Source organism: Christiangramia aquimixticola, from assembly GCF_048285835.1.
Taxonomy (GTDB): domain Bacteria; phylum Bacteroidota; class Bacteroidia; order Flavobacteriales; family Flavobacteriaceae; genus Christiangramia; species Christiangramia aquimixticola.
Genome location: NZ_JBLVTL010000002.1, coordinates 94,629 through 118,219, shown reverse-complemented (window position 1 = coordinate 118,219; position 23,591 = coordinate 94,629). Strand labels below are relative to the sequence as shown.

Genomic DNA, 23,591 nt, shown 5'->3' with positions numbered 1-23,591 from the left:
GCATTATATCTTATAGTTGTGTTGATCTTCAGTAATTAAGAATATGGATGTGCTTGTTTCCGTTGCAATTTAGTAAAAGTTTAGAGCTATATTTGCGCACCCAAAATTTACCTATGTTGAACCTTGATGTGAATAGCCGGATAAATGAATATCGGCGGATTAAAAAGCTTAGTGAGTTTGATCTTGATTATGCTGAATTACAGCAGGAATTTAAATCGTTGGTGGAACTTACAGCTTTAATTTCCGGAACCGATGCTGCTTTGATTAATCTCATTGATAATTATTTTCAATGGACGGTTACCTCCCATATTGGTCAACTGATGCAAATACCCAGAGAGGAGTCGCTTTGTAATAAGACCATTCAGTCTAATGATATTCTTGAAATTCCGGAATTGGATAAGGATGATTATTATAAGGAAAAAGTGAGTTCCAAAGGAGATTCGGGATTTAACTATTATATGGGGATTCCTCTTCAGTTAAACTCAGGGGAAAATATTGGAGCATTATGCATTGTAAACAAGACTTCCAAACCTCAAAGTTCTGAAAACAAACAACTGCTTAAGTTGATTGCCGTAGAGGTTGTTTCAAAACTGGAAAATAACCGTAAGCTTAATGATAATATTCACTATTTGAATAAGATGATCAAGGTGAAAAATCAGCTGGCTCATGACGTGCGGGGACCTTTAAACGGGATTACCAATCTTGCCGAGTTGGTGGAAGATGATGATCCAGACCGTGAGGAGATGAAACAATATTTTAAGCTTATCAAAGAATCTGGCCGGAGTTTACTGGAGCTTACCGATGATATTTTGAGTGAGGTTTCCACAAATTTTACAAATAAAGAGGCCAGTTTTAATCTTAAGGACTTAAAGGCCAAATTGCTTAAACTTTACAGATTGCTGGCTAAGTCTAAAGGAATAGAGCTAAATATTCTGCTAAAGGAAGATAAAATAAGGTATAGTTTTCCAAAAAGGAGATTGCTCTCAATTTTTGGGAATCTTATCTCCAATGCTATAAAATTTACTCCATCCGGAGGTGAAATCCAGGTTAATCTTGACATCGTTAATTCCTCCAGAGGAAGGTGTTTGAATTTTATAATTGAAGACAGTGGAATTGGTATTTCTGAGGCAGATTTGCAGGAACTGCAAAAAATAAATCATAATTCTTCCCAGGGAACCAAAGGTGAAAAAGGTTTTGGGCTTGGGCTGGAACTTGTACATGAAATGGTACAGGAATTAAAAGGCGATATGGATATCACTTCTGTGATCAAAGAAGGAACAAAAATTGATATTAAACTGCCAATAAAGTAATCGCGGATTGGTGTTTAAACAGAAAGCTAATTCTGTTTAAAATCATTAAATTTGGTCGCATTTCATTAAAATTAGACATCATATTGGAAAATAAGATAGGAAACCTGTTGAGGAAAAGTATTCTCTTTTTTATGCTCCTAAGCGGACTTTTTAGTCAGGCTCAAATTTATGAGCCGGTGCAATGGGATACAGAGGTTAAAAAGATTTCTTCGGAAGAATACGAACTGGTATTTAATGCGATCATTGAAAACAATTGGCACCTGTATTCTCAGACCTTGCCTGAAGGAGCGGCCTTACCTACGGTTTTCATTTTTGATAATGCTGAAGATAAATATGAATTAGTCGGTAAAACTGAAGAAAGCGAAGCGGTAACGGAATATGATAAGGTTTTTGAAATGGACCTTACTTACTTCAGTGATATGGCCACTTTCACGCAAAGGGTCAAATTAAAGGATACTACTCTAAACCTTATAAAAGCAGAAGTTGAGTATCAGGTATGTGACGATAAAGCCTGTATTTTTGAAACCGAAAAATTCGAATTTAGGCTTAAGGGTGAACCGGCGGGATTGACTTCCGGTGAAGGATCTGAAGCTACAGAAGCTGAGGCTCTTGATATTACCACGGAAGAGAAAAGATCTTATTGGGGAATTTTTATAATTGCATTTCTTTCAGGTTTTGCAGCTTTACTTACCCCTTGTGTATTTCCAATGATACCCATGACGGTAAGTTTTTTTACAAAACAAAGTAAATCACGGGCTGCGGGAATTAAGAATGCCATCTTTTATGGTGTCTCCATTGTAATAATCTATGTTTTACTTGGTACCCTGGTAACTGTGATTTTTGGGGCCGATGCTCTGAATGCACTTTCCACGAATGTCTGGTTCAACGTACTGTTCTTTATTTTGCTGGTGGTATTTGCGATATCCTTTATGGGGGCTTTTGAAATTGTTCTCCCAAGTAGTTGGGGAACTAAAATTGATTCCAAGGCAGATAAAGGCGGGTTGATTGGAATATTCTTTATGGCTCTGGCATTGGCCATAGTCTCCTTCTCCTGCACAGGTCCAATTGTTGGAACTTTGTTGGTAGAAGCGGCTTCAAAGGGAGGAACGGCGCCTATAATTGGAATGTTAGGTTTTTCTCTGGCGATTGCCCTGCCATTCGGGTTATTCGCTGCATTCCCGGGTTGGCTTAATACTTTGCCAAAGTCCGGAAGTTGGTTAAATACGGTAAAGGTTACGCTTGGATTTCTGGAACTTGCCCTTGCCTTTAAATTTTTATCGAATGCAGATCTGGTATTGCAACTCCATATTATGGAACGGGAAATATTCCTTGCGATCTGGATAGGGATTTTTGGGTTACTGGCGCTTTATCTCTTTGGGAAATTGCGTTTACCTCATGACTCAAAAGAAGATCATATCTCTGTAGGCCGCTTGTTAACCGGTCTAATCGTCTTGATTTTTACAATATATCTTATTCCGGGCTTATGGGGAGCTCCCCTGAAGCTGATAAGCGGTTTCCCGCCACCATTACATTATAGTGAATCACCAGATGGTGTAGGAGGCAGTTCTGCGGGAAGTGTGTCTTTTTCTGAAGGTTTACCGAAGGGAGCGGAGTTAGGTCCTCATGATATCCTTTCATTTCATGACTATGACTTAGGGATGGCTTATGCCAGGGAAAAGAACTTACCTGTATTGCTTGATTTCACAGGTCATGCCTGTGTAAATTGCCGAAAGATGGAAGAACGCGTATGGAGCGAAGCTCCCGTGCTGGATGTTCTAAAAAATAAACTTGTTCTTATTTCCCTGTATGTGGATGATAAACGTGACTTGCCGGAAAGTGAGCAGTATGTTTCCAAAACCACCGGGAAGGAAATCGAGACCATTGGAAATAAGTGGAGTGACTTTCAAATAACCAGATATAAGGCAAATGCCCAGCCGTATTATGTGTTGTTAGATCATGATGAGGAAAACCTTCTCCCTCCAATAGGATACGAACCCGATGCCGATAATTACCTGCAATGGCTGGAATCGGGAATAGAAAATTTTAAAACGGAAGAAGTAGAAGGATTAAGTAGTGAAAAGACTTCTATTTTTCAATAGTGTTTTTTCGTTTGTAAATTCCAGTAAATACCGAATTGATGCTGTTTCCTTGTGCGTCCAGTATTTCCCAAAGTTGAGTTACACTTCCATCGGGATTGGGCGTCCAGGTTATCTTATTGTAATATTCTCCTTTATCTCCCTGCTGTATTTCGCTTTTTAATACCATTTTCCCGTTTTCCAGCGATCCGGTCAATTCAAGGATATTTCCTGTATTACTAAGCCACAATTGATTCCAGGTCTCGGTTTTTGGGTCATAATAATTATAGCTTTTCCCGGTGGTACCAGATTCACCTTTCCAGTTTTCGTTTAAAATGCAATTGTCTTCAAGTTTTTTCACGAGGTTTTCCCCAATCTTACTGCCTTTCTCATTGAAAACTTCCCAGTCGCCAATCCAGAAATCAAATTGAGAATGATTAGGAGTGCAGCAAGCACAATCGGTTTGCTGAGCATTTCCAAAAAATGTTATAAAAAAAATCAGGGAGAAAAATCTTAATTTATTCATCTGAAAGGTTTGTTGTTCAAGATAAATAAAATGATCTTACTCCCTGCAGTTGTGATCTTAATCCGTGTAAATGAGAATTAAGTAGATTGAAATCAAGTTTAAACTACTATTGTTTTAGAGTGATTTGCAGTAGATTTCTCCCGCTCTTCTTTCATTCTTTTCTCACGTTTCTGCAATAAAGTGTAAGCCATATATCCGCCGGCCAGTAAAGATGCGGCACCAATTCCGGTTTTTCCACCTTTCAAAGCTGCCTTTTTTCCTGCTTTAAATATAAATCCTCTTACAATAAACTTTCCTGCTAATTTTGCTAAATGTCCAATTCCCATATTCCTTCTCTTTATAATTATCAAATTCGCTTTCAGGATTTTCCTGATAGGATTATTCATGTTTTGAAGTCTTTCGGCCTGATTAAATACCTTAGAATTATATTGGTAAAGACTTAAGCTCCAAAAATGAAGTCCTGATTAATATTGATATTCTAAAGAGAAAATCGCGTTAAAATAGTTTCAAATAACACATATTTAACGATTGCTCACTTCCTGTGAATACCAATACTTTTATCTTCGTAAAAAAATTACCCTTGAATTTACGCATTATTTTTACGTTTCTATCCGGTTTTATCATTTGGTCCTGCAGTAATGACGGTGCAGTTAATTCCGGAGTTAAAACTTCGGCTATTGCGCAACTTTATGCTACTACTCAAAACGGTGAGGTTAAACAGTATGATATTAATACTGGAAAGGTGAGTACATTTTCACTGAATTCAGGTGGTGCACAGGGTGTTGATATTGATGGTGATCGGGATTTGATGACCATCGTTTCCCGGAATTCCAACCGGCTGGAACAATATTATGGTATAGGTGCATATGGTGCCGGGTCTCGCGTTGATCTTGAAGCAGATACTTTTGGAGGTTCCCATTTGCAAAGTCCAAGAGACCTTGCTGTGAGTGGTAATTTTTATGTGGTGTCAGATAATACAGATATCGATCGGGATGAAACAACTCCTGAAGGAAGGTTCTTTATTTACGAGGCAACTTCAGATGAATTCATTTTGAGAAATGTGGTTACTACCAAATTTAAAGTGTGGGGCATAGAATTTATTGGGGAGGATCTTTATGCGGCGGTAGATGAAACCAATAAAGTGGCGCAGTATAAAAACTTCCTTGAAAGTTATAAAACCAATCAGCTAATAACCGCAAATAAGATCGTTGCCTTCCAGGGTCTGGTGCGTACCCATGGTATGGATCATGAAGATGGAATTATGGTATTGACCGATATTGGGGAAACCGAATCTTCTACCGATGGAGCCTTATTTGTTGTAGAAAATTTTGAACAAAAATTTTCCCAGGCTCAAAACGGGTTTATTGATGCAGATCAATTATTAAAGATTGCCGGAAACAACACCTTGTTAGGTAATCCCGTAAATGTGATTTACGATAGTGGCTATAACGCGATTTTTGTAGCTGAAGCAACTAATAATGGAGGGAGAGTGCTGGCTTTCAATAATGCAACTTCCGTTTCTGGGAATATTTCTCCAGATCTCAAGTATTTATTGCCGGGTGTTTCATCTGTTTTTTTCCATACCCGTTAAACTGTCTGAATATAGTTTTTCAAATTTTTTAATGTATTGAAAACCCCGTTCAGTAAAGGGTTGTTAAGGGTCGTGTTCCGTGTTTTAAAGGAAGTTTAACGAGCAGATTAAAAAATTGATATACTTTTGCAGTTACAAACCAACAGATTTATGGCTAAGAATTTAGTGATTGTTGAGTCTCCTGCTAAGGCTAAAACCATTGAGAAATTTCTGGGATCAGACTATAAGGTCGCTTCCAGTTTTGGGCATATCGCAGATTTGCCTACCAAAGAAATTGGGGTAGATACAGAAGGAGATTTCACACCTAAATATATCGTATCCAAAGATAAAAAGGATGTGGTTCGCAAACTTAAGGGGCTTGCGAAAGATGCTGAGATGGTATGGCTCGCAAGTGATGAAGACCGGGAGGGAGAAGCAATCGCCTGGCACCTTGCAGAGGAGCTTAAGTTAAAAGAGGAGAAAACAAAACGCATCGTTTTCCATGAAATTACTAAGTCGGCTATTCTAAAGGCAATTGATAACCCAAGAGCTATAGATTATAATCTTGTAAATGCACAACAGGCTCGTAGAGTCCTGGACAGGCTGGTTGGTTACGAACTTTCTCCTGTACTTTGGAGAAAAGTTAAAGGCGGACTTTCAGCAGGTCGGGTTCAATCTGTTGCGGTTAGATTAATTGTAGAGCGCGAAAGGGAAATTCAGGATTTTACGCCACATGCATCTTATAGAATCGATGCGGAATTTTCTACAGAAGATAATAAGACCTTTAAAGCTAAGCTTCCGAAGAACTTTGATACTAAGGAAGAGGCTGAGAAGTTTTTGAACGACAATTTAGGAGCTAATTTTAAAGTAGCCGATCTTACAACAAAACCTGCTAAGAAAAATCCGGCACCACCGTTCACCACTTCTACTTTACAACAGGAAGCAGCGAGAAAGCTGTATTTTTCGGTTAGTAAGACCATGACCATGGCACAGCGTTTATACGAAGCCGGTCATATTACTTATATGAGAACCGACTCTGTAAACCTTTCAGATGAAGCAAGAAAGGGTGCTAAAGAAGAAATACTTAAGGCTTATGGCGAAAAGTATGCTAAAGCCCGTCAGTTCAAAGGGAAGTCAAAAGGAGCTCAGGAAGCTCACGAAGCTATAAGACCAACAAATTTTCAAAATCATAGTATTTCCGGGGATCGTGATCAGCAGCGTTTATACGAGTTGATCTGGAAAAGAGCGATCGCATCTCAAATGAGCGATGCGCAACTGGAAAGAACCAATGTTAAGATAGAGGCAGATAAACATAATAATCATTTTACTGCCAATGGAGAGGTTCTGAAATTCGACGGATTTCTGAAAGTGTATCTTGAAGGTAGTGATGATGAAGATGAAGAGCAAAGCGGAATGTTGCCGGCTTTAAAAGTTGGTCAGGCTTTGGATAATGAATACATCACCGCTACAGAAAGGTTTACAAGACCACCATATAGATATACTGAAGCTTCACTGGTTAAAAAACTGGAAGAATTGGGAATTGGTAGACCATCTACTTATGCACCAACTATTTCTACAGTGCAAAGCCGAAATTATATAGAAAAGGGTTCGGTTGATGGAACTGAGCGCAATTATGTGCAGTTTACTCTTAAAAATAATAAGGTAAATGAGAAGACTTTAACCGAAACCGTTGGTAGTGATAAAGGTAAACTTGTTCCTACAGCAACAGGAATGGTGGTTAACGATTTTTTGGTAAATCATTTCGCGAACATTCTTGATTATAATTTCACGGCCAGAGTTGAAGAAAGCTTTGATAATATTGCTGAAGGTAATGTGGAATGGAAGTCGATGATGAAGAACTTCTATAAGGATTTTCATCCGCATGTACAGGATGTGGCCAAGAATGCCGACAGAGAGGTAGGAGAAAGAATTCTTGGTAAGGACCCTGAAAGCGGAAAACCTGTAAGTGTAAGATTAGGGAAGTTTGGGCCTATGGTTCAAATAGGTAGTGTAGAGGATGAAGAGAAACCGCGATTTGCAAGTTTAAGTCCGGATCAAAACATGGAGACTCTTACTTATGAAGAGGCTATGGATCTCTTTCAGTTGCCAAAGAAGCTGGGAGAGTATAAAGGTGAGGATGTTGAGGTTAATAATGGTCGATACGGGCCTTATGTAAGATTTGGGAAAACCTTTGTGTCTCTTGAAAAAGGTGAGGATGCGCTAAGTGTTGACTTTGATCGGGCTATGGAGCTTATCAAGGAAAAAGAAAAGGCAGATGCGCCTATTTATGAATATATGAATATGCCGGTTCAAAAAGGGGTGGGTCGTTTTGGTCCCTACCTTAAATGGAACAATATGTTCATCAACGTGAATAAGAAATACGATTTTGATAATCTGTCAAATCAGGATATTGAAACCCTGATAGCCGATAAAATTCAGAAGGAAAAAGATAAGCTTATTCATCAATGGGAAGAAGAAGGAATTAGGGTTGAAAAAGCAAGATGGGGTAGGTTTAATGTGATAAAAGGTAAGACCAAGGTGGAATTGCCTAAAACCACGAAAGCTGAAGAGTTGACTCTTGAAGAGGTGCAGGATATCCTTGAAAAGAGCGGGAAAACAAAGAAAAAGACTACCCGGAAAAAGGCTGCGAAGAAGAAAACAACCAAAAAGAAGTAACGTATGGAGTTCGATTTTCTTAGTCCGGTAAGCGATGACCTGCGGGACGAGATAACTCAGCTTAACCAGCAAACAATAGGGGCCCAGTTAAAACTTCATACTGAAAGGTCTGGGGTTCCCGATCTTGAAGGGGTTAATGTCGCCATTTTTGGAGTGAATGAGAACAGAAGGGCTTTGAAAGCTAATGCGGTTCCTTCATTCACAGAGTTAAGAAGTCAGTTTTATAGATTGTTCCCGGGAAACTGGGGGTTAAGATTGGCCGATCTTGGTGATATTCAGCATGGGGATACGGTAGAAGATACTTACTACGCCGTGCAAACTCTGGTTGAAGGGTTAATAAAACAGGATATCATACCAATTATCCTGGGAGGTGGTCAGGATTTGATGTATGCACAGTATCGCGCCTATGACAAACTGGATCAAATGGTTAACCTGGTTAATATTGATAGGAAATTTGATCTGGGTGATGCAGATAAGGATATTTCCAATGAATCTTATGTAGGAAAAATCGTAGTCAACCAGCCTTATAATTTATTTAATTACACCGCTGTAGGATATCAAACTTACTTCAATTCACAGGAAGAAATTGAGTTGATGGAGAGGTTGTTTTTTGAGGCGTATAGGTTGGGAGAGGTGACTTCCAATATTGCCCATATGGAGCCTATCTTTAGAAATGCAAATTTGGTGGGATTGGACCTTGGGTCAATAGATTCGGCTTCTGCCAACAGTGACTATTTTGGTTCACCAAATGGTTTTAACGGTAGAGAAATTTGTGCTCTTGCAAGGTATGCAGGAATTAGCGACAAAGTATCCTCTTTTGGTATATATGAATATCAAAATGAGTTAGGGAAACTGGCCAATACGCTGGCAGCTCAGATCTTATGGTATTTTATAGAAGGTGTGAATTATCGCACGAATGAAAATACTATTTCGGCCAAAAAGGAGTTTATAAAATATCAGGTTCCAATAGACGACGATATTTTGGTGTTTTTTAAGAGTCCTGTTAGTGGGCGCTGGTGGATAGAAATTCCATTTTTAACTAACGTGAATACTAAACTAAAAAGGCATACGTTATTACCTTGCAGTGAGGAGGATTATTTGGAGGCTTGCAACCAGGTTATTCCCGAACGATGGTATAAAGCTAAAAGAAAAAACGAAGTCTAAATATTATATTCAGGCATTACTTTGATTTGCTGTATTTTTATCTGAAATATTGTTTTTTATAAAATAATTAGATAGGTTTACTGCCGTAAATCAAAATGTCTTAACCTAAGATTATTATGAAGAAGTATATTTCGCTCATTGCTGTTCTGGCCTTGCTTTCAAGCTGTGGTGGTGGCGATCGTGGACAGCTTGTAGGTGCGGAGGGAAAGAAGTGGAATCCGGAGAAACCTTATGGGATGACATTAATACCTGGTGGTTCGTTTATCATGGGAAAATCTGATGACGATATTGCTGGACAAAAGAATGCGCCACCAAAGACGGTGACAGTGCGTTCTTTTTATATGGATGAAACCGAAATTACCAATGCAGAATATAGACAGTTCGTGCATTATGTAAGAGATTCTGTGGTAAGAGTAAATCTTGCTATTATGGCCGAATTACAGGGCGCTGTGCCTGGTGACGACGGGATTGGTGAATTCGCTTTTGCCGATGCAGACCCTGATGATCTTACCCCGTATCAGGAATATATGCTGAATACTTACGGGCAGGGTGGGCCAACCGATGACTACGAAAATCGAAAATTAAATACCGATATTGATATTTACTGGGATACCAACGATTACCCTGATGTTTATTACGCAGAGGTAATGGATTCTATGTATATCCCGATGGAGGAGGTTTATAATGGTCAACGTACCATAGACGTTAAAAAACTGAAGTTTAAATATTCTTATATGGATATTCAGGCTGCAGCCAAAAAACAAGGGAAAAGAAGTGATTTCATAAAAACTGAAGAAGTAGCTGTTTATCCTGATACTACCGTTTGGATCAAGGATTTCAACTATTCTTACAACGAGCCTATGCACAATGATTATTTCTGGCATAGTGCTTTTGATGCATATCCTGTGGTTGGAGTAAGCTGGAAACAAGCCCGTGCTTTTACCCAGTGGAGAACAAAATATCACAACGACTTTAGACGAGAAAAAGGAGATGCTCATGTACCATCTTACAGGCTTCCTACTGAAGGTGAGTGGGAATATGCAGCCCGTGGAGGTCTGGAAGGAGCAACTTACCCATGGGGTGGTCCATACACTTTAAATGACCGTGGCTGTTTTATGGCTAACTTTAAACCTCTTCGAGGTGATTATGCGGCAGACCAGGCTTTGTATACCGTTGAAGCTAAATCTTACGATCCTAATGACTATGGATTGTACAACATGGCTGGGAACGTTGCAGAATGGGTAGATTCATCATACGATCCGGGATCTTATGAATATATGTCTACCATGAACCCAACTGTAAATAATCCTCAGGACCGAAGAAAAGTGGTTCGTGGAGGATCATGGAAAGATGTTGCATATTTCCTACAGGTAAGTTCAAGAGATTACGAATATATGGATTCGGCCAGAAGTTACATTGGCTTTAGAACCGTGCAGGATTATCTTGGTACAGATGTAACCTTGAACCAATCCAGTAAATAACATTTGAACTTAAACCTATCAATAAATCATTACTAAGAAAATTAAATAAATTAGAGTTATGGCAAATTCAAGATCAACTAAAAAATTGACCAACATGGTGTATGGTCTGGGTGCATCTGTAGTTATTTTAGGAGCACTATTCAAAATCATGCACTGGCCTGGAGGTAATGCAATGTTAATTCTGGGTCTTATCGTTGAGGCTTTAGTATTTGCTTACTCGGCATTCGAACCTGTGGATGACGAACTGGACTGGTCACTTGTATATCCGGAACTTGCCGGAGGTGAAGGTCGAAGAAAAGAGGCTGTTGTAGTTGAAGAAAAAGAAGCTGAAGGTATGTTGTCTAAGAAATTAGATGCGATGCTAAAAGAGGCTAAGCTTGATGCTAACCTAATGTCTTCATTAGGCGAAAGCATTAGAAATTTTGAAGGTGCAGCAAAAGGAATCGCTCCTACTGTAGATTCAATGGCTTCTCAAAAGAAATACAGTGAAGAGTTGAGTGTTGCCGCTGCGCAAATGGAAACTCTGAACAATATTTATAAAGCTCAGGTTGAATCTGCTGGTAAACAGGCAGAGATCAACAAGGAAGTTGCAGAGAATGCTGGTAAACTTAAAGCTCAAATGGATTCACTTGCTAATAACATGAAATCCCTGAACAACGTATATGGTGGTATGTTAACTGCTATGAACGGACAACCAAAAGTCTAATTGAAAAATCAATTAAGCTATTTTATTAATTACAAATAACTAATTAGACATATGGCATCCGGAAAACAATCGCCAAGGCAGAAGATGATTAACCTAATGTATCTGGTTTTCATCGCCATGATGGCACTAAATATGTCCAAAGAGGTCCTTACCGCTTTTGGATTGATGAATGAAAAACTCGATAGTACAGCTGCTACTTTTTCTGAAAGAAATACAGCTTTAATGGCCGGACTGGCTACTAAAGTTGAAGAGCAGCCGGCAAAATATACTTCTATAAAGGCAGATGCTGATAAGATCCATGAATTATCTTCAGATCTTAGCCAGTATATCGCCGGGATCAAGGAAAAGCTTGAAGCTTCTGTAGATGATGCTACAGATTATGAGACTATGGATAAGTCTAACACTATGGACGAAATGTTCTTCCAGAGTGGTAGAATCTCTCCGGAAGGGGAAGAGTTCCTTAATAAGATCAAAACTTACAGAGAAGAAGTATCTGCGATCTTAGCTAAAGATTATCCAGTAATTGCCAAGAAACTTAACATTGAAAAGGAATTTTCTACAGATCCTGTAAATGTTGAAGGAGCAAATGTACCATGGTTGAAATATAGATTCGAAGGATTTCCTTTGGTAGCGTCTATTACTCAATTAACGCAAATGCAGTCTGATATTAAGAGTACAGAAAGTGAGATCCTTTCTTCTATGCTTTCTGGTCAGCTTCAGAGTGATGTTTCTCTTGATAACTATCAGGCAATCGTAATCCCTGATAAACCTGCATTCTTTAGTGGTGAGAATTTCACCGGGAAAGTAGTTTTGGGACGTTTTGATAATACTCTTCAATTTGAGAAAGTAGTAGTAAACGGTAAAGAAGTGAAAGACCTTAAAGCTGGTCAGGTAGTTCTTAATTTCCCTGCAGGAAATGTTGGGGAACAAAAGATTACTGGTAAACTTCAGTATATGGAAAATGACTCTCTTAAGAGCATTGACATTGCCGATTCTTATAATGTAATTCCACTTCCAAATTCAGCAGTTATTTCTGCAGATAAAATGAATGTGGTATACCGAGGGGTTCAAAACCCAATGACTATTTCTATTCCTGGAGTTAGTAATGTAAGTGCAAATGCACCTGGATTAAGATCTGCAGGTGGGGCCGGAAATTATTTTATGGATGTAACCACTTTACAGGCCAGAGAAGTGACTATAAGCGTAAGCGGAACTCTTCCTGGTGGTAAAACAGTTTCAGATAGAAAAACATTCAGAGTTAAGGATATTCCGCGACCTGTAGGTACTATTAGAGGTGAAGACGGATCTGTTTCTATGCAAAGAAACAGCCTTGAGATCGCTACAGTAGGTGCAAACCTTCCTGATTTTGACTTTGATCTTAATCTTAATGTTACCGGATTCAAATTTAAAGTACCGGGACAGCCTACAATTATTGTGAATGGAAACAGGCTTGATGACAGAGCTAAAGCTGCTTTGAGAAGAGCTGGTAGAGGAGAATCTGTTCAGATATATGATATCAATGCTTCTCTTGCAGGAAACGCGAGCTATAAACTTAAGAAAGTAGCTCCGGTTGTAATTGAGCTTACGAACTAAAATTGAATAAAAAATGAGCTTGAAAGAAATTTTTGTATATGGTTTTGTGATGATGATGGGTGTCTCTTCTTTCGGTCAGGCAAATATTTTAAATGCTAATAAACCAGAAGACATCGGTAAGAAGTCTGAGGCGCAGGCATTGATTGATGCAGAAGACAAACCATTGGAGTATGGGTATGTTGGAGATCGTGATATTCTATGGTCAAAAGGAACCTGGGAGATCATTGATCTTGATGAAAGAGTGAATTTCCCTCTTTATTACCCTATCGATACCAATAATATTGGTTCCAGCAGAAGATCTCTTTATGATGTTCTGGTAAGAGCTATCAAACAGGGTAAAATTGAAAATGTATATGCAGATTCATATTTTACTGAAAAGCGTACGTTGAAGGATATCAGTGCAACTCTTTCTAAAGTTGATACTACAGATCTTGGGATCGAGCAGTACAATGCCGGGGAAGAAGTAGATGCTCAGTTTATAGACAGACGTGATCTTGGTGCAGCTGATATTGCAGAATATCACATTCGTGGATTGTGGTACTTTGACAAGCGTCTTGCAGAGTTGAAATACCGAATTCTTGGAATAGCACCGGTTGCTCCGGATGTTAACTTTATTGATTCTGGTCAAACAGATCTTGTAGAGTTATTCTGGGTATGGTATCCAGATGCGCGTAAAGTGCTTCATGATGCTAAAGTATTTACCGGTGGTAATACCTCTCAAACCATATCTTTCGATCATCTTTTGAATGCGAGAAGGTTTGATGGGATAATTTATAAAGAAGATAACGTTCAGGGAGATCGTGAGATCGATGAGTATATTGCAGACAATGCGTTTATGCAGTTGCTGGAATCACAGCGAATTAAAGAGCAAATAAGAAACTTTGAGCAGGATATGTGGAGTTATTAACTCCTTCCTTTAAAGATCAAAAAGCGCTCGTTTAGAGCGCTTTTTTTATGGGATAATTTCTAATTTGTTTCTGTTATTTAAAATGAAGTTATGATTAATTACATAATTGTTGGTCTCGGTTTAAGCGGACTCGCCGTTGCTGAAGAACTTGAAAAAAGGAGTAAGAGTTTTGTAGTATTTGACGATGACTCGCAAAAATCTTCTCTGGTTGCCGGCGGTATTTTCAATCCGGTAATATTAAAACGCTTCACCCCGGCATGGAAAGCTGCGGAGCAATTAGATCTGGCTCTGGAATTCTATAGATCATTAGAACAAAAACTGGATGCCGAATTCATTCATAAATGGAATATTTACAGAAGGTTTCATTCGGTTGAAGAGCAAAACGACTGGTTCGTTGCTTTAGATAAACCCGGACTTCAGCCATTTATGGATCCATCAGTTCAAAAAATTTCGAATCCCAGTCTGGAGGCTCAATATGGTTTTGGGATGGTAAAGTATACGGGGAATATTGATACTAATCATTTATTAGACCGCTATAAAGCATTTCTGTTGGAGAAAAAAGCACTCGTTGAGGATCGTTTTGTCTATGATGATTTAAAGAAATCCAACGACCTATGGGAGTACCGTGGGCATCAGGCCAAAGGAGTCATCTTTTGCGAAGGCTTTGGATTAAAGCGAAATCCATACTTTAATTATCTTCCCTTAAAAGGAAATAAAGGAGAATATATTATCGTCAAATCCCCTGGTCTTAAACTTGAGCATGCGATAAAAGCTTCGGTCTTTATAATGCCTATGGGTAATGACCTTTATAAAGTAGGTGCTACCTACGAACATCAGGATAAAACTCCATATCCAACTGAAAGTGCTAAAAAGAAGCTGGGAGCTTCCTTAAAGAGCATTATTACATGTGAATTTGAAGTAGTGGATCAGGTTGCGGGGATTAGACCTGCAATGGTCGATCGTAGGCCGGTTGTTGGAAAACATCCTGACCAGTCTGGACTCTATTGCTGTAATGGTTTTGGAAGCAGGGGTGTGTTGATAGCTCCTTATGTGGCACCTGAGCTTTTGAGGTATATAGAAGATGGCACTTCTCTGGATAAAGAAATAGATCTGTCGCGGTTTACCAGAAAGCACTATAATTCCCGGTAATTGCGGGCAGCATCTTTTTTATAACCAAAAAATAAATTGATCCAGATATTTCTGGATAGTCTCATGATCACCGGCATAAAGACCACTAATGTGCCAACTATAGCGAAAAAGGAGGTTAATAGACTCGCTTCAAATATTAAGTAGGCGATTACAAAGGCTGCAACTGCAAATGCAATTCCCACAGCGTAACTCACATACATAGCCCCATAAAAGAAGGAAGGTTCGATCTTGTATTTGGTGCCACAGTGACTGCATCTTTCATGCATTTTAAAAACCCTGGTTAATTTATAAGGATTTTTTTCTTCGTACATGCTTTCTTCCTGGCATACAGGGCAGGTTCCTGTGAGAATACTATAGATTTTAGTGCCTTTTAGCATGAGGAAGTTATTTTTTTAGCAATGCAAATTTAAGCATCTTTGCACCAATCATAAAGTTACACTCGATATATAATGTTGAATATTCATAATCTTTCAGTCTCATTTCAGGGAGAATATCTTTTTAAAGAAGTTAGTTTTAGGCTTGGAGCAGGCGACCGTGTTGGTCTAATAGGGAAAAATGGTGCAGGGAAATCTACAATGTTAAAGATAATCTCCGGAGAACAGGAGTATGATTCCGGGCAGATTGCTAAAGACAAGGAGCTTAGAATTGGTTTCTTAAAGCAGGATCTGGATTTCGAGCAGGGTAGAACTGTGGTGGATGAAGCGCATCAGGCTTTTGAAGAGATCAAAAAACTGGAAGCTAAGATGGAGGTGATCAACGAACAGCTCGCTACCAGAACAGATTATGAAAGTGAAAGTTATAGCCAGTTGATCGAAGACTTGAGTGAGATCACTCATCAATACGAGATCATTGGGGGTTATAACTATGAAGGTGAAACCGAAAAGGTGCTTCAGGGATTGGGATTTGAAAGAAAGGATTTCGATCGCTTAACCGAAACTTTTTCAGGAGGATGGAGAATGAGGATTGAACTTGCTAAGTTACTGCTTCAGAATAATGATATTCTGCTTCTGGATGAGCCTACCAACCACCTGGATATTGAAAGTATCATCTGGCTGGAGAGTTTCCTGAATAATTACTCGGGATGTGTGATGCTGGTTTCTCACGATAAGATGTTTTTGAATAATGTGACCAACCGTAGTATTGAAATATCCCTGGGAAGCATTTATGATTACCGCAAACCTTATTCTGAATTTATCGAATTCAGAAAAGAATTAAGAGAGCAGCAACTGGCCGCGCAAAAGAATCAGCAGAAGGAGATCGAGAATACTGAAAAACTTATCGATAAGTTTCGGGCGAAAGCCAGTAAGGCTTCTATGGCACAGTCGCTTATAAAACGTCTGGACAAGATCGATAGGATCGAGGTAGATGAAGATGATAATTCGGTAATGAGTGTGAATTTTCCGGTTTCTGTAAATCCAGGGAAAGTGGTTATCGAAGCAGAGAATCTTCAGAAATCCTATGGCGATAAAAAAGTGCTTAATGATATAGATCTGCTTATCGAAAGGCAAAGTAAAATAGCTTTTGTTGGTCAAAACGGACAGGGAAAAACCACTCTTGCAAAGATTATAATTGGAGAACTTTCTTATGAAGGAACTTTAAAACTTGGGCATAATGTTCAGCTGGGATATTTCGCTCAGAATCAGGCAGAATATCTTGACGGAGAAAAGACTGTGCTTCGAACCATGGAAGACGCATCCAATGAAACTAATCGAATGAAGGTTAGAGACATGCTGGGAGCTTTTCTTTTCCGTGGAGATGAAGTGGAGAAGAAGGTGAAAGTATTATCTGGAGGAGAAAGAAACAGACTTGCCCTGTGTAAAATGCTGTTGGAGCCTTTCAACGTCCTGGTAATGGATGAGCCTACTAACCACCTTGATATAAAGTCGAAGAATGTTTTAAAGGATGCTCTGAAGGATTTTCAGGGAACTCTTATCATTGTTTCTCACGACCGGGATTTTCTTCAGGGACTTACCAGCCGCGTTTATGAGTTTAGAAACCACAAGATCAGGGAGTATCTTGGGGATATAAATTATTATCTGGATCAAAGAAAGATGCAGGATATGAGAGCGGTGGAAAAACGGGATAAAGTTAAAAGCGGTAGATTGTCTAAGGATAAAGCCGAGAAAAAAGATCTTAACGATCAAAAAGAGATTAAACGACTTAAGAATAAGTTGAGCAAGGTAGAGTCAAAAATTAGCAAACTTGAGAAAGAGCTAAAGGACAAGGATAAGCAACTGGCTCAAAATTACGAACAAACAGTAACCAAACCTGACTTTTTAAATAACTACAATGCTTCCAAAAAGAAGCTTGAGAAGTTAATGGCCGAATGGGAAGAAATTCAGCTTGAAATAGAAGAAGTAAGCTAATTCTATTTTTTTTATTGGCTGATTAAACCTTGCGGCTTCACAGGAGTCTTATAAACACTATGGATAAACGCAAGATCATTCTTTCGGCACTGGGGATTGTGCTGGTGGTTGCAGCCTTCTTTGGCGCAAAGTTAATTATAGACAGCAATGTAAAGGAGAAGCCTCCGGTTACCAAAACGGTTAAAAGTGTATTTGTGGATACGGTGGAAAATACCACCGTCCCAATTGTGGTGCCGGCCAATGGAAATATTACGGCTTTAAATCGACTTGAACTATATTCAGAAGTACAGGGAATTTTTAGATATAGCAGTAAAGATTTCAGGCCCGGGCAAAAATTTTCTAAAGGTCAGGTGCTATTAAGCATAGATTCTGAAGAGTATCGTGCGAGTGTACAGTCGGCAAAAAGTGAACTCTACAATAATATCACTTCCATAATGCCAGATCTCAGGCTGGATTACCCTGAAGCTTTTCAAAAGTGGGAAGCCTACCTAAACAAATTCGATATGCAAAAAGCGGTGCCACCTCTTCCTGAAACGGGCACCCAGCAAGAACAGTATTTTATAACCGGCCGCGGAATCGTCTCTGCTTATTACCGGGTTAAGAATCTTGAAGAAAGACTGGCGAAATACAGTATTATCGCGCCTTATAGCGGAATTCTTACTGAGGCTTTGGTAAATAAGGGAACTTTGATCAGGCCTGGACAAAAGCTTGGTGAATTTATAGATCCAAGCGTTTATGAACTTGAAGTTTCCATCGCTAAAAAATTCAGTGATGTGCTGGAAGTTGGAAAAACTGTAAAACTGAGTAACCTTGAAGGAACAAAATCCTATGAGGGCAAAGTAAGCCGGATCAATGGAAAAGTGAATCAGGAAACCCAAAGCATAAGGGTGTTCATAAAAGTTGAGAATGCAGAGCTTAGCGAAGGAATGTACCTTGAGGCACAATTGGATGCAAAAGAAGAAAAAAACGCCATAGAGATTCCCAGAGAGCTACTGGTAGAACGCACTAAAGTTTATGTGGTACAAGATAGTACTCTTAATCTGGTAGAGGTGAAACCTGTTTATTTTACAAATAACACCGTGGTGATCAAAGGTCTTGAAAATGGAACAAAGATATTGTCTGCAAATGTACCCGGAGCTTATTCCGGAATGTTGGTGAAGATAGAAGGCCAGAAAGATCTACTTAAAAATACAAAGTCTTGAGGAATATAATTAATTACTTCATCAAGTATGGGGTCGCTGTAAACGTGGTGATCATTGCTTTTGTGATCTTTGGGGTGATAGGGGTGATGAATATGAAATCCTCATTTTTTCCGCTTCAGGACGCTAAGATCATTAACATAAGCATCGCCTATCCCGGATCTGCGCCCGAAGAAATTGAAGAAGGTATCATTCTTAAGATTGAGGATAATCTTAAGGGTCTTGAAGGTATAGACAGGGTGACTTCTGTTGCCAGAGAAAGCGGCGGATCTATCACCGTGGAAATTGAACGTGGCGAGAATATAGACGCCATGCTTACCGAAGTTAAAAATGCCGTGGATCGCGTACCTACGTTTCCGGGCGGCATGGAACCACTTGTTGTTTCCAAGCAGGAATTCATCAGGGAAACCATCAATTTTGCCGTTAGTGGTGAAAATGTGCCTCTGGCTACTTTAAAACGAATTAGTCAGCAAATTGAGAATGATCTTCGCTTGCTGGATGGGGTTTCCCAAATAAGCGTTTCGGGTTTTCCTCAGGAAGAGATCGAGATCGCGGTGAGTGAAAATGACCTGCTTGCCTATAATCTTAGTTTTGAAGAGGTGGCTCAGGCTGTAAGAAATTCGAATTTGCTTTCTACTGGTGGAACCATTAAAACCGATGCGGAAGATTACCTGATTCGCGCCAATAACAGGGCTTATTATGCCGATGCTCTCAATGATATTGTTTTAAAATCGAACGCAACCGGGGAAATTGTAAGACTTGGCGAAATCGCGACAGTTAAAGATCAGTTTGCTGAAACTCCCAATGCCCTGTACTTTAATGGAAATGTTGCCGTGAATGTTGCGGTTAGCAATACCAGTAGTGAAGATCTTTTAGCTACTGCTGAAAAGATCAACGAATATGTTGAAAATTTCAATCAAAAGAGCAGCAATGTTCAGTTGAACGTAGTGAACGATCAGTCTGTCACTCTGAATCAGCGTACACAGTTACTGGTCGAAAACGGGATCATGGGAATGTTGCTGGTACTGTTCTTTTTATCTCTTTTTCTGAATATAAGACTGGCCTTCTGGGTGGCCTTCGGACTTCCGATTGCTTTCCTTGGAATGTTCATTTTTGCCGGTTCCTTAGGGGTTACCATTAATGTACTTTCTCTTTTCGGGATGATCATTGTGATCGGGATCCTGGTGGATGATGGGATCGTGATCTCTGAAAATATCTATCAGCATGCTGAGATGGGTAAAAGTCCTATAAAAGCTGCTATGGATGGCACTATGGAGGTGTTACCCGCTATTCTTTCAGCGATCATTACCACGGTATTGGCTTTTTCTACTTTCCTGTTTCTGGATAGTAGAATTGGGGAGTTCTTTGGCGAGGTTTCCACTGTTGTGATTTTAACTCTTGTAGTTTCCTTAGTGGAAGCTCTGGTGATCCTTCCGGCGCATATTGCCCATTCCAAAGCACTGAAAAAACCGGAAGCAAACGGACGGCCTAAAAGGGGTATTGCCAAATTTTTCGAGAAAATGAAGGTTGCCAATAAGATGGGTGACCGCGCCATGGCATATATGCGGGATAAGATCTATTCACCGGCGCTAAGATTTGTGCTCAACCAGCAGGTGCTGGCCATAAGTATTTTAGTTACCGTGCTTGTACTTACTATCGGATCTATTGGAGGAAACTGGATAAGGGTTACTTTATTTCCAAGTATCGCCAGTGACAGAGTGAGTATTGACCTTTTAATGCCTGAAGGGGTTAATCCTGCCCGAACAGATTCTATAATTTCGATGGTGGAAGCTGCGGCGTGGAAGGTAAATGAAGAATATACCGAAAAGCAAACCGGTAATAAGCAGGTAGTTGAAAATATAATCAAGCGGGTAGGACCGGGAAATAACAAGGCTTCACTTCAAATAAATCTTTTGCCGGGTGAGGAAAGGGATTTTGGTTCGCCTGAGATCACCAATGCCATTCGGGATGAAGTAGGCCCTGTCTTTGGAGTTGAAAGTCTCACCTTCGGGTCTGGTGGTAACTTTGGTGGTTCCCCGGTTTCGGTTTCGCTATTAGGGAATAATCTTACTGAACTGGAAGCAGCCAAGGAAGAGTTAAAAGAAAGTCTTGAAAACAATTCGCTTTTAAAAGATGTAACCGATAATGATCCAAAAGGAATCAAGGAGATCAACATTCAATTAAAAGATAATGCATACGCTCTGGGTCTTGACCTTGGCGAAGTGATGCGACAGATAAGAAACGGATTCTTTGGTGCACAGGCGCAGCGTTTCCAGCGTGGCCAGGATGAGATCAGGGTTTGGGTGAGATATGATCTGGAAAACAGATCTTCTATTAACGACCTGGACGAAATGAGATTGGTAACTCCTTCGGGAGAAAGAGTGCCTTTTGCTGAGATCGCTAATTACGAGATCGTGCGTGGGACAGAATCCATCAGTCACCTTGACGGAATGCGGGAAATTCGTGTGTCTGCAGATATGGAAGATCCAAACGGAAGTTCTACAGAGATAAATGAGGATATCAGAAACAATGTAATGCCTGCGATTCTGGATAAATATCCGAGTATCACGGTTTCTTACGAAGGGCAGAACAGAGAAGCTTCAAAATTGTCAAGTTCAGCTGCGGCTGTAATTCCAATCATTTTATTTCTGATTTATGCGACCATCGCCTTTACTTTTAGAAGTTATAGTCAGCCATTGTTGTTAATGATCATGATCCCATTTAGTGTAATTGGCGTAGCCTGGGGTCACTGGTTGCATGATTTCCCTATAAATGTACTTTCAGCATTAGGGATTATCGCGCTTATTGGTATTATGGTGAACGACGGTCTGGTGTTAATTGGGAAATACAACAGCTTCCTGAGGGAAGGCATGGATTTTAAAAAGGCCTTATATGAAGCCGGAAGATCCAGATTCCGGGCGATTTTTTTAACCTCGCTTACTACTATTGCAGGACTGGCGCCATTATTACTTGAGAAAAGCAGACAGGCTCAATTTTTAAAACCTATGGCGATCTCCATTTCCTATGGTATTGCCGTAGCAACTATTTTAACCCTGCTTCTGCTGCCATTATTGATCTCGATAAGCAACAGTATAAAAGTTGGAGGAACCTGGTTGGCTACCGGCGAGAAACCGGCGAAAGAAGATATGGAACGAGCTATTAAAGAGAAAAAAGAAGAGACATCCCATGGAGACAGGTAGATTAATAACAGGACTTCTATTTCTTTTGATGAGTATTCAATTAGTAGCTCAGGAAGAGGTGCTTACCAAAGAGGAAGTGATAGAACGCGCACTGGAAGAAAATTTCGGCATCAAACTGGCTAAGAATCAGGTTGAGATTGCTGAAAATAATCAGAGCATTTTAAACTCCGGATACCTTCCAAGTCTTACCGCTCTGGCAGGTGCGAATTACGATCTGAATGACCGTATTACCGAACCGGAGAACGGTGAGATCGTAGATCAGCAGAATATTGAAAGCAACCGGTACAATGCATCGATCAATCTTGGTTATACCTTGTTTGACGGTCTTGGGAGATATTATAATTATAAAAGTCTGAAAGAGCAATACGACCTTTCTCAGCTTGAAGCACGGGAAACGGTAGAAAATACCATTTTACAGATCATGAGTATCTATTATGAAGTCGCCAGACTTTCAGAAAACGCTCAGGTGCTTCAGGAGATTTTGGAAATTTCGAAGAACAGGGTTACCCGGGCTCAGTATCAATTCGAATATGGTCAGGCTAATAATCTGGTCGTGCTAAATGCCAGGGTAGATGTGAACAACGATAGTATCGCTTTGATCCAAACCCGGCAGCAATTAGAAAATACCAAGCGCGATCTTAATGTTTTGCTAAATCGTGATATCAACGCCAATGAATTTTCCGTGGATACCACAGTTAATTTTGTGCCAGACCTGGTGCTGGAAAGTTTTGTAGATAAAGCTGAAATGAACAATGTTTCCCTATTGCAAATAGAACAGGACCTGGAGATAAGCGAGTATGATATCAAAATCAATAAGTCCGGGTACCTTCCAACGATAGATCTAAACGGCTCTTATGGCTGGAATAAGAATCGCAGCGCTGCTTCGGCTTTCTTTCCGGGTTCTACCACTACTACAGATGGTTTAGCTGCAGGAGTGAGCCTGAAATGGGATATTTTTGATACTGGGAGAAGAAATGTGCAGATTAATAACTCAAAGATAAGATATACAAATCAGGAGATCAGGAAAGAGCAACTGGAAGCAGAGATAAAGAGAGACATTGCCAATGCTCTGGGGAATTACAGAAATATGCTGTATATTCTCGAAGTTCAGGAAGAGAATGTAAGAACGAATCTTGATAATTTTAACCGGTCTGAAGAGCAGTATAAACTAGGGAGAATCACTTCTATAGAATTCAGGCAGGCCCAGCTGAATCTTGTTAATGCGCGTACCAGCCTGAACCTGGCAAAGTATGACGCCAAATTAGCTGAATTGCAATTGTTACAATTAACCGGGCAATTGCTGAATGTAGAACTGTAATCTATGTATGAACACTTTTTTCAATGTCCGTATTGCTGGGAGGAGATCTCGGTGCTTTTGGATCCTTCGGTTTCCAGACAGACCTATATTGAAGATTGTGAAGTTTGTTGCCGGCCTATAGAGTTTCAGGTCTCGTTTGAGGAGAATGAATTAATTGAATTTGAGGTAAGAGATATTGAGCAATAACTGCTCTTGTCAAAGTCTGGTTGGAAAATTTAAAGAAATTAAACTGTCTTAATTGCTGACTCACAGAAGGGAAGCTAGGAAGAGAATAATAATCGAAATTTTTTCCTGAAAAAATTTGGTGTAATCCTAAAAATGATACTATATTTGCCGTCCAATATCGCGGGA

At 39.7% G+C, this 23,591-nt stretch carries 18 protein-coding genes; 15 read left to right on the top strand and 3 right to left on the bottom strand.

Annotated features, from left to right (window positions below; translation table 11 throughout):
- Positions 1-113: 113 nt before the first annotated feature.
- On the top strand, positions 114-1,310 hold the full coding sequence (locus ACNKXV_RS04130; protein ID WP_417906437.1) for a GAF domain-containing sensor histidine kinase: 1,197 nt from the start codon (positions 114-116) through the stop codon (positions 1,308-1,310).
- A 131-nt stretch (positions 1,311-1,441) separates the two neighbouring features.
- A complete protein-coding gene (locus tag ACNKXV_RS04125) occupies positions 1,442-3,409 on the top strand; it encodes a protein-disulfide reductase DsbD family protein (protein WP_417906971.1) in 1,968 nt (655 codons plus the stop codon).
- Here ACNKXV_RS04125 and ACNKXV_RS04120 read toward each other — a convergent pair.
- Both ACNKXV_RS04120 and ACNKXV_RS04115 read right to left on the bottom strand, forming a co-directional pair.
- On the bottom strand, positions 3,396-3,911 hold the full coding sequence (locus ACNKXV_RS04120) for a hypothetical protein (protein WP_417906436.1): 516 nt from the start codon (positions 3,909-3,911) through the stop codon (positions 3,396-3,398). The two genes, ACNKXV_RS04125 and ACNKXV_RS04120, sit on opposite strands and share 14 nt — an antisense overlap.
- Before the next feature lie 98 nt (positions 3,912-4,009).
- Positions 4,010-4,297 (bottom strand): hypothetical protein, encoded by a 288-nt coding sequence (locus tag ACNKXV_RS04115; RefSeq protein ID WP_417906435.1) that lies wholly within the window; start codon positions 4,295-4,297, stop codon positions 4,010-4,012.
- Positions 4,298-4,491: 194 nt separating this feature from the next.
- On the opposite strand from ACNKXV_RS04115, the gene ACNKXV_RS04110 reads away from it, so the two are divergent.
- The 8 genes from ACNKXV_RS04110 (at position 4,492) to ACNKXV_RS04075 (ending at position 15,157) form a co-directional block, all read left to right on the top strand.
- Positions 4,492-5,502: a hypothetical protein gene (locus tag ACNKXV_RS04110; protein WP_417906434.1), complete on the top strand. Its 1,011-nt coding sequence runs from the start codon at positions 4,492-4,494 to the stop codon at positions 5,500-5,502.
- Positions 5,503-5,652: 150 nt separating this feature from the next.
- Positions 5,653-8,157: a type I DNA topoisomerase gene (gene topA, locus ACNKXV_RS04105; RefSeq protein ID WP_417906433.1), complete on the top strand. Its 2,505-nt coding sequence runs from the start codon at positions 5,653-5,655 to the stop codon at positions 8,155-8,157.
- Between the two features lie 3 nt (positions 8,158-8,160).
- Complete coding sequence (locus ACNKXV_RS04100) at positions 8,161-9,321, top strand: formimidoylglutamase (protein WP_417906432.1); 1,161 nt, start codon at positions 8,161-8,163, stop codon at positions 9,319-9,321.
- Positions 9,322-9,437: 116 nt separating this feature from the next.
- Positions 9,438-10,802, top strand: a complete 1,365-nt coding sequence (gene porK, locus ACNKXV_RS04095) for a T9SS ring complex lipoprotein PorK/GldK (protein WP_417906431.1) — start codon at positions 9,438-9,440, stop codon at positions 10,800-10,802.
- Between the two features lie 58 nt (positions 10,803-10,860).
- Positions 10,861-11,508, top strand: a complete 648-nt coding sequence (gene porL / locus ACNKXV_RS04090; protein WP_417906430.1) for a type IX secretion system motor protein PorL/GldL — start codon at positions 10,861-10,863, stop codon at positions 11,506-11,508.
- 51 nt (positions 11,509-11,559) lie between these two features.
- A complete protein-coding gene (gene porM, locus ACNKXV_RS04085; RefSeq protein ID WP_417906429.1) occupies positions 11,560-13,101 on the top strand; it encodes a type IX secretion system motor protein PorM/GldM in 1,542 nt (513 codons plus the stop codon).
- Positions 13,102-13,114: 13 nt separating this feature from the next.
- Positions 13,115-14,008: a type IX secretion system ring subunit PorN/GldN gene (porN, locus tag ACNKXV_RS04080; RefSeq protein ID WP_417906428.1), complete on the top strand. Its 894-nt coding sequence runs from the start codon at positions 13,115-13,117 to the stop codon at positions 14,006-14,008.
- Positions 14,009-14,098: 90 nt separating this feature from the next.
- Entirely contained in the window at positions 14,099-15,157 is a 1,059-nt protein-coding gene (locus tag ACNKXV_RS04075) for an NAD(P)/FAD-dependent oxidoreductase (protein ID WP_417906427.1), read from the top strand.
- On the opposite strand, the gene ACNKXV_RS04070 is transcribed toward ACNKXV_RS04075, so the two are convergent.
- Entirely contained in the window at positions 15,142-15,534 is a 393-nt protein-coding gene (locus tag ACNKXV_RS04070; RefSeq protein WP_417906426.1) for a DUF983 domain-containing protein, read from the bottom strand. The two genes, ACNKXV_RS04075 and ACNKXV_RS04070, sit on opposite strands and share 16 nt — an antisense overlap.
- A gap of 72 nt (positions 15,535-15,606) precedes the next feature.
- Between ACNKXV_RS04070 and ACNKXV_RS04065 the strand changes: the two genes are divergently transcribed.
- Genes ACNKXV_RS04065 through ACNKXV_RS04045 form a run of 5 tightly spaced genes read left to right on the top strand, consistent with a single transcriptional unit; the run spans position 15,607 to position 23,426 of the window.
- Positions 15,607-17,523: an ABC-F family ATP-binding cassette domain-containing protein gene (locus tag ACNKXV_RS04065; RefSeq protein ID WP_417906425.1), complete on the top strand. Its 1,917-nt coding sequence runs from the start codon at positions 15,607-15,609 to the stop codon at positions 17,521-17,523.
- A 59-nt stretch (positions 17,524-17,582) separates the two neighbouring features.
- Positions 17,583-18,725, top strand: coding sequence for an efflux RND transporter periplasmic adaptor subunit (locus ACNKXV_RS04060; protein WP_417906424.1), 1,143 nt, complete (start codon positions 17,583-17,585; stop codon positions 18,723-18,725).
- Complete coding sequence (locus tag ACNKXV_RS04055; RefSeq protein WP_417906423.1) at positions 18,722-21,922, top strand: efflux RND transporter permease subunit; 3,201 nt, start codon at positions 18,722-18,724, stop codon at positions 21,920-21,922. Before ACNKXV_RS04060 ends, ACNKXV_RS04055 begins: the two co-directional genes overlap by 4 nt.
- Positions 21,909-23,240: a TolC family protein gene (locus ACNKXV_RS04050; RefSeq protein WP_417906422.1), complete on the top strand. Its 1,332-nt coding sequence runs from the start codon at positions 21,909-21,911 to the stop codon at positions 23,238-23,240. Before ACNKXV_RS04055 ends, ACNKXV_RS04050 begins: the two co-directional genes overlap by 14 nt.
- 3 nt (positions 23,241-23,243) lie before the next feature.
- Complete coding sequence (locus ACNKXV_RS04045; RefSeq protein ID WP_417906421.1) at positions 23,244-23,426, top strand: CPXCG motif-containing cysteine-rich protein; 183 nt, start codon at positions 23,244-23,246, stop codon at positions 23,424-23,426.
- Positions 23,427-23,591: the final 165 nt, after the last annotated feature.